Source organism: SAR324 cluster bacterium, from assembly GCA_029245725.1.
Taxonomy (GTDB): domain Bacteria; phylum SAR324; class SAR324; order SAR324; family NAC60-12; genus JCVI-SCAAA005.
This window is the reverse complement of sequence record JAQWOT010000061.1, coordinates 1-12,816: the sequence shown is the minus strand read 5'-3', so window position 1 is coordinate 12,816 and position 12,816 is coordinate 1. Positions and strand designations below refer to the sequence as shown.

Genomic DNA, 12,816 nt, shown 5'->3' with positions numbered 1-12,816 from the left:
AGATGTTACTTCCTCAAATGGATGATTCGGAGTTTGAAGACTTCCGAAAACTGATACATGAAAGTATCGGTATTAGCCTGTCACTACAGAAAAAGCAGTTGTTGATGACTCGGCTATACCGCCGGATGTATCAACTTGGAATCAACTCATACGGAGAGTATTGGGCGCACGTCCTGAATGATGAAACTGGTTCAGAAATGGTTTTGTTGTTAAACGCTGTTTCTACGAACAAGACGGATTTCTTTCGGGAAAGTGATCATTTCACTTTTTTAAAGAATGAGGTTTACCCCCACCTCCAAAAACAGCAAACAATCCGGATATGGAGTTGTGCCTGTTCAAGTGGTGAAGAAGCCTACACCATTGCAATGACGTTGCTCAATGCGTTTGGTGGAGTATTAGGTGGTCGAGATGCAAAGATTCTAGCTACTGATATCTCGACTCACATGCTGGATCAGGCAGAACTAGGTCGCTATCCAGTCAATCAGTTGCAATTAATACCGGAAGTCTTGCGCAATCGTTATTGTAAGATTCTCCCAGAAACTAATGGAGAAATGTTTCAGGTTAGTAGTCAATTGAAGGCGTTGATTCGATTTCGCCGCTTGAACCTAATTCAGGAATATCCGTTACGGACCCAGTTTGATTGCATCCTGTGTCGAAATGTCATGATATATTTCGACCGTGGTGACCAAGAAAAATTGATTGAACGTTTGAGTGGCTATATCAAACCTGGTGGATATCTCTTTGTGGGTCACTCGGAAAGTTTAATTGGTCTCCAGAATTCCTTGAAGTATGTACAAAGCTCCATTTACCAACGGATCTAACAGGGATGAATCCAACTCTTTATCCAAAATTCAGAGGCAAATGAAATGACAGGTGGGCCAGTCAAAGTGCTGATCGTGGATGACGCACCTATTGTAAGAAATGTACTCACAAAAGAACTCAGTCGTGATTCACGTATTGAAGTCGTTGGTGCTGCTGAGGATGCTTACCAAGCTAGGGATATGATCATTGAAAGGAATCCTGACGTGATCTCCCTTGACCTGCTGATGCCAAGAATGGATGGCTTGGAATTCATGGAGGTCTTGATGAAACACTGGCCCATGCCGATCATTGTGCTGAGTTCAATCGTCGATGATCACTGGGATCAAGCTCTAAGAGCCCTCGAGTTAGGGGCTATTGAAGTGTTCGCAAAACCCAACCCAGAAGATCCTGTGGCCTTCAAGGCAATGTTGGCCCGCTTGACAGATACTCTTGTCTGGGCAGCGAAGATTGACATGAACGAGTTGTTGCAGAAAAAAAAGATCCAGAGCAAACCAAGTCCTCTGAAATCCCCTTCTTTAGCAAGGGCTGCAGACAAAATAATTGCAATTGGTGCTTCGACAGGTGGGGCGGAGGCTTTGCGAAATATTATTCCACTGTTACCCCCAATGACGCCGGGTATATTGATTGTCCAGCACATGCCGGAGCACTTCACACATTCCTTTGCGCAGCGACTTGATCAGATGTCACAGATTGAGGTGAAGGAAGCAGAAGATGGGGATGAGGTTTATCCGGGTAGAGCGCTTTTAGCTCCAGGGGATCATCACATGCGATTGAAAAACAAGAATGGAAAGTATGTCGTGGATATCGTCAAGGGACCGCTCGTTTCACGTCATCGTCCCTCGGTAGATGTACTGATGCAGTCTGTGGCAGATACTGCTGGTGCTGAGGGGGTGGGTGTGATGTTGACCGGCATGGGGAACGATGGGGCCAAGGGGATGCTGTCCATGAGAGAACGAGGTGCCCGGACTATCGCACAAAGTGAGGAAACTTGTGTAGTGTTTGGTATGCCCCATGAGGTGCTGAATAACGGTGGTGCAGAAACCGCTGTGCCACTTTCTGATATTGCCAGTAAGTTGATGAGTTTAGTCTAGCCTTGGTAGCATTCACTATCCGATCGGCAACTCAATCGTGAAACTTGCCCCTCCGTCCTCTAGGTTCTTGAAGCGCACAAATCCGTTGTGGTCTGAAATCGTCTGATGAATGATTGTCAGCCCCAAGCCAGTTCCATCCTTCTTGGTGGTCGCATAAGGTTCGAACAATCGATTAATGATTTCTGGTTCGATTCCAGTGCCGTTATCTGAGACTTCAATTCTAGCGATACGCAACTCCTCAGCGAAACTTGTCTTGATTTGAACAGTACCTTGTCTTAGCAGACGTGATAGCCTGCCTTTATTCTCAACAGCTGTAACTGCATTATCTACTAGGTTGACCACCACGCGCTTCATTTGCTCTGCATCAATGGACAATTTAGGCATGTCCGCACAAAAATCAGCCACCAACTGAATGCGAGTGGGCAGGTTCCCTTCATAAAGATCCACCACCTCTGATAGCACACCATGGAGATCCGTAGGTCGTAAGTGAGATTCTGGAATTCTGGCGAACTGTGAGAATTCGCTAACCATTCGTTTTAGTTGTTCCACCTCGTTGATGATTGTCTGGGTGGCCTGCTGGAGTGGTTTTGGGTCATCAACTTTGTTTGCATACTTTCGACGAATTCGCTCTGCAGAGAGTTGAATCGGGGTCAATGGGTTCTTAATTTCATGCGCAATCCGCCGGGCAACTTCACGCCATGCTTGGGAACGCTGTAGACGATGAATTTCTGTGATGTTGTTGTAGACAGCAATCACTCCGATAGGTTCATTATCTCGATTCTGTAGTGTCAGTAGAGTAACTGCAACCTGGATAGGCTGTTGTTGGTGAATCAAAGTCAAATGACGATAGACACTCTGAGCCTGATGCTCCTGCAATTGTCCCCACATTTCGATAAATGCTGGTAGTGCGTCCTCTGATAGCATTTCATCAATACGATTATTTTCACTAACCTTGCCTTCTCGCCAGGGCAGCAATTGGTTAGCAGCTCGATTTACACGACGGAGCCTACCCTCCGGATCCAGCAGGACTACCCCAGTACTGATATTCTCCAAGACTAATTCCAATAGTCGGTGCTGTTCTTCCAAAGCTTGATGGCTTTGTTGAAGGTGCTCCGTTGTACGCTCAAGGGCGATCTGATTAATTTCTAGATCTTGACTCATCGAATTGAAGGCTCGAACCAACAAACCAAAGTCCTTGTCCAAGGTGGACTTGGGTTTGACCTGATACCCTAATTCCCCATCAGCAACTCTTTGAGTGGCTTGAGCTAGATCTTCAATTGGCTGAACAAATCCACGTGCAAAATAAAAAGCCAGCCACGTCGCAACAAAGACTATACAGAGCGTCATCAGCAGAAAGATCACTAGATAATACCGACGCAACAAGTCCTCGGACTCTGTAAAGAATCTTGAATTTCTCTCCTGTTCGATGATTCCGTTGATTGCTTGAGTAATCGGTTGAGATGCTGGATGGAAGAGTTCGAGCAATAACTCCTGATCTTGAGGAGCTTTCAGTTTGTGCAAAGATCGATAGAGAAAACGATTTTGTTGCTCTTCCACAAGCCATGACTCTTCATGTTGGAGAACTTGGTACCACTCAGCGGTACTCGGTGCTTTCCAAGAGCGCTTGGCTTCTTCGGTACGAATTTTTTGGTGGATAATTTCTCCCTGAGGATTATAGATCGTGAGTCCATCACCCAAGGATCTTCCGAGTCGCTCATCCAGTTCTTCTAGATTTGCGAAGAGGTCGGGGTTCTGCTGAAGGGTCTGCCGGAGAACCCAGCTTTCCAATGCGAGCATCTCTTTCAAGTCACGATGGTAAACCTCAGAGACCTGGCGTGCGTTATCAACTACTGACTCATGCTGTCCAGTCAACCAGGATTCCAACGTAGTAGAGATGAAACTACTCGCAAAGAGATGGAAGGCCATCGCTGGCAAGGAAAGAAGCGTGAATGCCGCAATCAACTTAGTCTTCAGAGTAACACCTAGCACCTGCTTGTGCCGCTCAACGACAAGCTTCAGCAGGTTTTTGGCGATCATGTAGAAGACAACCGCCAACAAGACGATGTTGATGTTGATTGCTACAAAGAGGATCAGGCGGGAATTTATGCTACCTGTGTCAGGCAGGCCTTGGCGAGTATTGAAGTAGACGAGAAAAACAATCAGTAGCAGGAGGATGGTGGTGGCCAACAACCTGTGGTGGATGCGAGGGTCGGCCTCGAGAAGTGTGGTGAGGCCCGCCCGCGCTTCGGCGAGGCGGAGACGCATGGCAACTTATTGAATGACGGACTTGTAGTAATCTTCCTTGGAGGCCACTTGGTTGTGGTCTACTTTGTATTCCTCACTGTGTTTGACGAGCAACTGTTGTGCTTCAAAGATTCCGTTCTGCATCCGACCTTCGACCACCACTCCCTGGCCCTCTCGGAACATATCCGGTTTCACACCCTCATATATCACTGGAATGGAGTGCATGGAGTCTTCGGTGATGTGAAATGCCAGTCGAATACTACGTGCATCCCATTTGACAGTACCTGGTTGAACAAGAGCACCGATTCGAATGGTTTTTTCTTGAAAATCGGTGGGTGCCGCCAGAACTTCCTGGGGTGTGTAGAAGTAGACCGTCATCTCTTGTAGCCCCTGCACAGATAAGGCCGCTAAAACACCAAAGATAACAGCACCTCCAATTACGAATTTGTGACGAGTCTTCATTTCTGGCGTTGGGTTTCCTTAAGGGTTTTCAAAGACTGTTGGAACACCTTACGTTTCTGTTTGATCCAAGGGATGTAAATCACGAAAGCCAAAACCCAGAGTCCATAGCTGATTAGCACATATTCCAGATTCATGGGCATCAGTTGACCTCTTGGGCAAGTGCTTCATGAAGTTGGTCCTGGTTTTCTTCCATTTGCCATCTTAGCAGCAGCAAGTATCCATAAAATAGCAGCATGGCAAACATGCTTGCCAATAGAGGATAAAGTAATTCTGGAGGCATAGCAGGTTTGGCGGCCCCTTCCTGTACTTTGAAGAGTGTAGAAGGCTGGTGCAAGGTGCGCCACCACTCCACCGATTTATGTACAATTGGGATGTCAAGAAAGCCGATAATACCTAGCACCGAGGCAAATCGGGCCTCTTTCTCACGATCTTGAACGGAAAGTCGCAGAAGGAAGTAGCCGAGAAAAATCAGAAACAACAGCAAGGTGGTGGTAAGGCGGGCATCCCACACCCAATAAGTTCCCCAGGTCGGACGACCCCAGACTGCCCCCGAAAGCAAAACCATTGCGCAGAAAATCAGGCCGATTTCAGCGGAGACCTTGGCGATCCGATCAAAGACAAGAAGGCGTTTCCACAAATAGGCTATTCCGAAGGCAAAAGTCACAAAGAAGGCTAAGTAGGTGACGATGACAGAGGGTACATGAATGTACATAATTTTTTGGACAAAACCCTGCTCGGTCTCTGTGGGAGTGAAGACAAATACCCAGAGGCCACATGCGAATAGTGTTAGTGGTGCGATGATTTCTAGCCGGGCTGTCCAGCGAGCGGCACTATCCATTGAGTAGTTCCTCTAGAAGCTGATTCACAACCTGTGGGTTTGCTTGTCCCTTGGTTTCCTTCATCACCTGACCAACAAAAAATCCCTTAATTTGGGTTTTGCCAACTCGGTATTGTTCAACCTGCTTTGGATTGTCTGTTAACAATTTCTCTAGCAAAACTCGTAGGGCACCCTTGTCAGAAACTTGTTTCAATCCACGAAATTCAATGATTGTAGCCGGATCTTTACCAGACTGCACCATCTCATCGAAAACAGTCTTGGCAATTTTTCCACTAATCGAACCTTCCTGCAAAAATTGAATCAGACTAGCGAGGCTTTCGGCGGGAATGCCAACATTGCTGATATCCACCTTGTTTTCATTCATTAGTCGCATCAGTTCACCACTGATCCAGTTACAAACCAATTTGGGATCAGCTTTGGCTGCAACTACTTCCTCAAAGAATTCTGCGACCTGTTTGTCTGCGACTAGCACTTCAGCATCGTAGGTGCTCAGTCCAAATGACTCCATGAAACGCTGTTTTTTGGCGTCTGGCAATTCTGGGAGTTGATTGCGGATCTGCTCAACAAAATCTGAGGATATTCTGACAACAGGCAAATCAGGATCTGGGAAATATCTGTAGTCATGTGCTTCCTCCTTGGAGCGCATACTGTAGGTGTTCTTCTTTACTGAATCCCACAACCTGGTTTCTTGGACGATTCGCTTGCCATCTAGAAGATCTTCTGTTTGGCGAGCAATTTCATAGGTGATAGCCTGTTGAACAAAGCGAAAGGAGTTGAGGTTTTTGGTTTCCGTACGGGTCCCAAATTTTTCTTGCCCCATAGGTCGTAGTGAGACATTGGCATCACAGCGAAAATGACCCTTTTCCATATCTCCTTCGCTGATTCCGAGATACGTGACGATGGAATGCATCTTCTCCATGTAGGCTTTTGCTTCCTCGGGAGTACGGAGGTCTGGTTCACTGACAATTTCCAGAAGTGGTACTCCAGCCCGGTTCAGATCGACAAAACTGGAGTCACCATCTTCCTCATGAACCAGTTTCCCAGCATCTTCTTCCATATGAATGCGTGTGATACTGATTCTGCGAGTTTGCCCATCCACCTCAATGTCTAGCCAGCCATTTTCACAGATGGGACGGTCAAATTGAGAGATCTGGTAGGCTTTCGGCAGGTCAGGATAGAAGTAGTTTTTGCGGGCAAACTGTGAATCCAATCGAATGGTGCAGTGAGTCGCCAAGCCCAGTCTAATGGCAAATTCTACAACACGACGGTTCAAAACTGGCAGTGCCCCGGGTAATCCAAGACAGACGGGGCAGGTGCTTTCATTGGGGGGCTTGCCAAATTGGGTTGAGCAGGAACAAAATATTTTGGATTGTGTGGCAAGTTGGGCGTGGATTTCTAGCCCAATTACTGGTTGAAATTGCATGTTGGTGCGGAGAAAGTTTGACGTATGAGCGGGAAGTGGTTCTCAGTCCTTGAGTTCCTCTAATCTTGCTTGAAGTTCACGTACCTGGGCCTGTATGCGCTGACGTTCTTGTTCTTTGTTTTTAGAGGATTCTGACGTTCTTGTTCTGGTTGACGCTTTTGGTTTTGAATCAAGAAATGGATTGAAGAAAGGCATCTTCATTTCACCACCCATCAACCAGGGATTCGTGAAACTTGAAAGTTGTCGTTGCATCGCATCGCGAGTGTACAAATAAGAATCCAACATTTTTGGCACAAAGTCTGTGAAAAATTCGCCAAGGATTCCCTCACGATTACGAATGACTTGGTGAAGAAAAGACGTAGAGAATAGATAGATGCCATCACGCTCCATGACGATTTGGGTCAAAATGGCCTGAGTGATATCTTCTTTTGTTTTGGAATCGACCACCTGTACATCGAAGCCTTGTTGAATCAACTCTCCCAACTCTTCAATGGTCAAGTAGCGACTATGTGCCATGTCATAGAGCCGCCGATTCGAATACTTCTTTATTGTGATTACTGTATTGTACGATACTTTTCCCCCCATGCTTCTCCAAAAATTCTTTGTTGAAACAGATATCTAAATGTAGAGCAGGACGCCAACAGGCTCAAGTTAATTTAGGTAAAGGAATCATCACTCAATATTTTTGAAAAATTCAGATACAATTTTAAAATTTACTTCATCCACAATATCCTCAATGACTTGGAAAGATTTCCCTCGCCCCCTCGTATGCTTGGCTCCAATGGATGGGATCACAAACACAGCTTATCGCAGAATAGTTCGTAGCTTAAGCAAGCGTACCCTTCTTTTTAGTGAGTTCACCAGTGTAGACGGCTTGCTACGGAGCGAGCGACTCCGAGAGAGAATGGGCTATCACCCAAGTGAGCATCCATTCTTCATGCAATTATTTGGAAACGATCCTCAAGCCTTTGCAGAAGTCTCCAAAATGGTCGAAGATCGTGGAATTCTAGGGGTTGATATCAACATGGGATGCCCATCCAAAAAAATTGTGAATTCTCAACACGGTAGCGCTTTGATGAAAGATGTGGATGGTGCTTGCAGAATCATCGAAGCGATCCGTAGTGCCTGCAATCTTGAAGTTTCCGTAAAGACAAGGCTTGGGTGGGAAAATGCTGACAACTTGATTCCTTTTGCAAAATCTTTGGAAGCTGCCGGAACTTCTCTGGTAACGATTCACGGACGCACTTATCGGCAGGCGTTCAAGGGAGACGCGAATTGGGAACCCATTTATGAACTGGAACGAAACTTATCCATTCCAGTTGTGGGCAATGGGGATGTTCAGGATTATTCAGACGGCATCAAGAAAACCAAAAACCTGGATGGCTTCATGATTGGGCGGAGTGCAATTGGAAATCCCTGGGTCTTCTGCAATCCAAACGAGCGATCTAGTCCATCCTTGTCCGAGAGAGTTGAAACTGCCATACGCCACTATGAACTCTTACGAGAATTCCAGACAGAGCACAGGGCGTTAAGAGAATTTAGAAAATACCTTGGAGAATATATTCAGGGATTTCGGCATGCGAAGGAGCAGCGCAAGCAATTGATGACCTGTGAGCGTGAAGAAGATTTTCTCAACCAGATGCGTGAGATAGCCAGCTGGAAGGTTTCTGACTCGGAACTGGCTTTTGCCAGCTGAAGCAAAAATGCTTGTACCTATCTCAAACGATAGAGAATGCTACTAAAGTGCTTGCAAGAAAAACAATAGTTCCTACCAAGACACGTCTAAAAATGTGGCCCATAATGACTTGATTTCGAGCCAGCTTAAAAATTATTTACTCCCCTATTTTGCTGATCCATCAGTTAGAAACATGAATATTTTAGTAACTGGAGCCGCCGGTTTCATCGGGTTCCATCTGACTCGTCGGTTACTCGACCGAGGAGATACTGTCGTCGGGTTGGACAACCTAAATAGCTACTACGACGTGAGGCTTAAGCGAGATCGTCTCATGCTGCTGGAACAGGAAAAAAACTTTAATTTCATTGAAGCTAACCTCGAAGATTCCAATTCCATTCAGAATGTTTTTGATCAGCATGCTTTTGACCGAGTCGTGAATCTCGCAGCACAGGCAGGGGTTCGCTACAGTTTAGAAAATCCCAGGGCTTACATCGATGCGAATATCGTAGGTTTTCTGAACATCCTTGAAAATTGCCGCCATTATGAGGTTTCACATTTGGTATATGCTTCTAGTAGTTCGGTATATGGAGCCAACACGAAAATGCCCTTCAGTGTTCACCAAAACGTAGACCACCCAGTGAGTCTCTATGCCGCAAGCAAGAAATCCAATGAGTTGATGGCTCACACTTACAGCCATTTGTTTGGGTTACCAACCACAGGCCTCCGGTTTTTTACAGTCTATGGACCATGGGGTCGTCCGGACATGGCTCTGTTTTTATTTACCAAAGCAATCCTGAACAGTGAACCTATCCAAGTTTTCAATCATGGCAAGATGCGTAGAGATTTTACCTATGTAGATGACATTGTAGAGGGCGTAATACGAGTCACGGACAAAATTCCAGCAGGAAATGACAATTGGAGTGGGGATAAGCCCGACTCGGCTACTAGCAAAGCACCCTATCGAATTTACAACATTGGTAACCACAAACCAGTTGAACTACTCCATTTCATTGAAGTACTCGAAAAAGCTTTAGGGCAAGAAGCTCAAAAAGAATTTTTATCTATTCAACCTGGTGATGTTCCTGCGACGTATGCGAATGTGGAAGCACTAGAGAAAGATGTAGACTTTCGTCCAAATACGCCAATTGAAGAGGGAATTCAGCGGTTCGTCGCTTGGTACCGAGATTACTACAAGATTCCAGTTTCCTAATGGTTGACCATTATACTGGTACTACTTAAGTAGATATCAGGCTTTCTCGATTCCAGTTCAATGAAACTTGATTCGCCCAAACGACTCTCCCTATCTATAGTTCAATTATCCCATTGGCACTCTTGGCCTCCAGAATTCTTGTTGATTCCAATTCCCCACGTAATTTTGCTAAGTTTTGTTGAGGTTTAAAGCTTTACCGCGCCTTCTATATTCAATTAATGAAAAAATAAATCATAAATTCAGTTAAATATGTTAATTTTTCATCAGATTATTCAATCAACAGAAAAAATTTATTTTGTATATACGAAATTATTGACTGCGATCAATGAAAATGAGATCATCTAAATCAGCAACAGTGTTTAATATATTCATCCTCACTTGCTTCCCCTCCCAATACCCAAAAACGGAGTCGCCATGATGACCGAAGATAGGGAAAGTGCCAGAACACAGAGCCTAAAATCAAAAGTGATGAAAAGTCTTTTGGACGATGGCAAAGCGAAAGGCTATTTGACTTTAGACGACATCAATAGCCACCTCAGCGAACAAAATGGCGGAGCCAAGGCAGATAATAGCCAGATGGAGCAGATCTTTAACGCTCTAACAGGTGCTGGGATTGAAGTATTGGAAGATGAGGATTCTGAAGAAAAAATTGCCCTTAAGGATAGTGACGAATTAGAAATCGATGATTCCTTAAGCAGTGCGGACTTAGCAGCGATTAACAATGATCCTGTTCAACTTTATCTCCGAAAGATGGGGTGCATCAGTTTGCTCACCAGAGATGAGGAGTTACAGATCGCCCAATCAATTGAGGAAGGGAATTACGCTCTGCTTCAGATTTTTGCTCGTTCAATTTTGGTTCTGGAGAATCTGAGTCAATTGAAAAGGAAGCTGAAAGAGGGTCATGTTCGTGCCAAGAACTTAATTGCTGGCTTGGACGAAGATGACAATGTTATTGAGGATGATGAGCGAGCATCAAAGAAACTCCAAGATGTCTTGGCTCAGATAGATGAGCTCCGCCAACAAATGTTGCAGTTAGAAACCGATCCGACTGCCAAGAAATTTGACAAATCAGAACTGGAATCTCTGCAGAAAAAAATCCTCAACAGACTTGAGAAAGCAAACTTCAATTCTCGTCAATTGGAAGCCCTCTGCTCTACAATGCTTCAGCACCACTCGAAGATTCGGACATTAAAACGAAGAGTGCAGATTTATGAGATGCAACTGCAGATTGCTCCAAAGGACGCCTCACGTTGGTTAGAGAAATGGAAGAAAGCCCAGGGAGAGCGAAGGTGTGAGCGCTACTATGAGAGAAAGTTCGAAAAAGGAACAGGTATGCGCTTCCCTGTGGCCCGAAGGATCTTTGAAAAATGGCAGTTGTGTCGTCGACGTATCGATATGCTTCAGCAGCAAGCCGGAGACAATTGGTATGACTTTGATACTGAAATTGAACATCTGAAAAAAGCAGAACTTCAAGTAAAACATGCCAAGAGTAAACTGATTGAGGCCAATCTGCGCCTTGTGATTAGTATTGCCAAGAAGCACACGAATCGGGGACTGCAATTCTTGGATTTGATTCAAGAGGGAAATTTAGGGCTGATTCGAGCTGTTGACAAATTTGAATATCGAAGAGGCTACAAATTTTCTACCTACGCCACGTGGTGGATTCGGCAGTCAATCACAAGAGCGATCATTGACCAGGCGAGGACGATTCGTATTCCTGTTCATATGATTGAGACTCTCAACAAGCTATACCAGGTATCAAAGCAACTCACGAATCAGCATGGAAGAGAGCCTAGTATTGATGAACTGGAAGAACATCTCGGTATGCCTTTGGATAAGGTTCGCGATGCCATTCGTATTTCCCGAGATCCAGTTTCACTCGATTCTCCGATTGGGGATGATGAAGATTCGCAGTTAAAAGATTTTATTCCTGATCAGAATGCTTTGGATCCCGCTGCCAAAACAACTACGAAATATCTTGAAGAGACGATCCGTCACTACCTGGGAACATTGAGTGAGAGAGAGGAAAAAGTTGTCAAAATGCGCTTTGGAGTCGATGAGGTGAAGGAGTATACTTTGGAAGAGATAGGTCTAAATTTCGATGTTACCCGTGAGCGTATCCGCCAAATTGAGGCTAAAGCTTTGCGTCGGCTCCGACATCCAAGTCGGAGTGGACCTCTGCGCTCTTACTATGATGAGTGAGTATCTGTTGGATTAAGCCTGTCTCTGATGTCTCTGGAACTTTCTTCTCCCAGAGACATCAGTAAACTCTCCGAATTTGCGAACAACCTCTGAAATCCTTCCAGCCCCCTAATCAGAAATCATCAGTGAAAATTTGTTTCAAAGAAGCTGTGGACAATCCGAGAAAGCCAAGACCACTCTTTCCCTGGAAAGGAACCTGACACAAAGCCCACATGACCTCCTACTGGAACGAAAGCCGTCTGAATCAGATCTGACAATTCAGTTGCCTGTGGAACAACTTCAGGAACCATGAAAGGATCATCCAGAGCGTGCACCAGTAAGGTTGGTACTTGAATGCTTTTAAGATACTGACGACAGCTGGCTTTTTCATAGTAATTATGGACATTCTTGAAGCCGTGCAAGGGAGCTGTCAGTAAATCATCAAATTCCCAGAGTGTCTTTAACTCATTGATCTGCGAAAGGTCAGATAGCCCCAATGCATCTTTCAACAAGGCCCACTTTCGCACTGCAGAGCGTTTCAGCCGTCCCATCAAATATTGCTGATAGATTTTTGAAAAACCTTGATTGAGTCGATCAGCGCAGGGCGATAGTTTGTAGGGAACGGAGATAGCACACGCTGCCACAATGCTTCTAGCCTCATTCTGACCAAGCCAGTTGAGCAGAATACTACCGCCAATGGAAAAACCTACGACTCCAATCGGTGCTTCTGGAAAGCGCCCCTGAAGAACTTCAACGGTCCAGTCTAACTCCTGCCAGCGCATCGCATGATAGCTTTGCGCAAGACGGTACGGTTTTTCTCCACAATTGCGGTATTGCATAACGACAACCCGCCAGCCCAAGGAACCTAGT

At 45.3% G+C, this 12,816-nt stretch carries 12 protein-coding genes; 5 read left to right on the top strand and 7 right to left on the bottom strand.

Translation table 11 applies throughout. The features are described 5' to 3' along the window. Positions 1–2: 2 nt before the first annotated feature. Positions 3–821, top strand: coding sequence for a protein-glutamate O-methyltransferase CheR (locus P8O70_02680; protein ID MDG2195790.1), 819 nt, complete (start codon positions 3–5; stop codon positions 819–821). A 45-nt stretch (positions 822–866) separates the two neighbouring features. Next, positions 867–1,913, top strand: a complete 1,047-nt coding sequence (locus tag P8O70_02675) for a chemotaxis response regulator protein-glutamate methylesterase (protein ID MDG2195789.1) — start codon at positions 867–869, stop codon at positions 1,911–1,913. A 15-nt stretch (positions 1,914–1,928) separates the two neighbouring features. On the opposite strand, the gene P8O70_02670 is transcribed toward P8O70_02675, so the two are convergent. From P8O70_02670 to P8O70_02645, 6 genes are read right to left on the bottom strand one after another with little or no spacing between them, the layout of a single operon-like run. Then, the gene (locus P8O70_02670; protein ID MDG2195788.1) at positions 1,929–4,178 is read right to left on the bottom strand and encodes an ATP-binding protein; all 2,250 of its coding nucleotides are present in this window, start codon (positions 4,176–4,178) and stop codon (positions 1,929–1,931) included. A 6-nt stretch (positions 4,179–4,184) separates the two neighbouring features. Continuing rightward, positions 4,185–4,619, bottom strand: a complete 435-nt coding sequence (ccmE, locus tag P8O70_02665; protein ID MDG2195787.1) for a cytochrome c maturation protein CcmE — start codon at positions 4,617–4,619, stop codon at positions 4,185–4,187. Beyond that, positions 4,616–4,759, bottom strand: a complete 144-nt coding sequence (locus tag P8O70_02660; GenBank protein MDG2195786.1) for a hypothetical protein — start codon at positions 4,757–4,759, stop codon at positions 4,616–4,618. Before P8O70_02660 ends, ccmE begins: the two co-directional genes overlap by 4 nt. Then, entirely contained in the window at positions 4,759–5,457 is a 699-nt protein-coding gene (gene ccsA / locus P8O70_02655; GenBank protein ID MDG2195785.1) for a cytochrome c biogenesis protein CcsA, read from the bottom strand. Before ccsA ends, P8O70_02660 begins: the two co-directional genes overlap by 1 nt. Further along, the gene (gatB, locus tag P8O70_02650) at positions 5,450–6,880 is read right to left on the bottom strand and encodes an Asp-tRNA(Asn)/Glu-tRNA(Gln) amidotransferase subunit GatB (protein MDG2195784.1); all 1,431 of its coding nucleotides are present in this window, start codon (positions 6,878–6,880) and stop codon (positions 5,450–5,452) included. Before gatB ends, ccsA begins: the two co-directional genes overlap by 8 nt. 42 nt (positions 6,881–6,922) lie before the next feature. Then, a complete protein-coding gene (locus tag P8O70_02645) occupies positions 6,923–7,465 on the bottom strand; it encodes a polyhydroxyalkanoate synthesis regulator DNA-binding domain-containing protein (protein ID MDG2195783.1) in 543 nt (180 codons plus the stop codon). 151 nt (positions 7,466–7,616) lie between these two features. Here P8O70_02645 and P8O70_02640 point away from each other — a divergent pair, with 151 nt between their 5' ends. The 3 genes from P8O70_02640 (at position 7,617) to rpoD (ending at position 11,967) form a co-directional block, all read left to right on the top strand. Continuing rightward, positions 7,617–8,576, top strand: a complete 960-nt coding sequence (locus tag P8O70_02640) for a tRNA-dihydrouridine synthase family protein (protein MDG2195782.1) — start codon at positions 7,617–7,619, stop codon at positions 8,574–8,576. A 172-nt stretch (positions 8,577–8,748) separates the two neighbouring features. Beyond that, a complete protein-coding gene (locus P8O70_02635) occupies positions 8,749–9,765 on the top strand; it encodes an NAD-dependent epimerase (protein ID MDG2195781.1) in 1,017 nt (338 codons plus the stop codon). Positions 9,766–10,179: 414 nt separating this feature from the next. Continuing rightward, positions 10,180–11,967 (top strand): RNA polymerase sigma factor RpoD, encoded by a 1,788-nt coding sequence (rpoD, locus tag P8O70_02630; protein ID MDG2195780.1) that lies wholly within the window; start codon positions 10,180–10,182, stop codon positions 11,965–11,967. A 122-nt stretch (positions 11,968–12,089) separates the two neighbouring features. Here rpoD and P8O70_02625 read toward each other — a convergent pair. Further along, positions 12,090–12,816, bottom strand: a 727-nt coding sequence (locus tag P8O70_02625; GenBank protein ID MDG2195779.1) for an alpha/beta fold hydrolase, incomplete at its 5' end; no start/stop codon positions are given.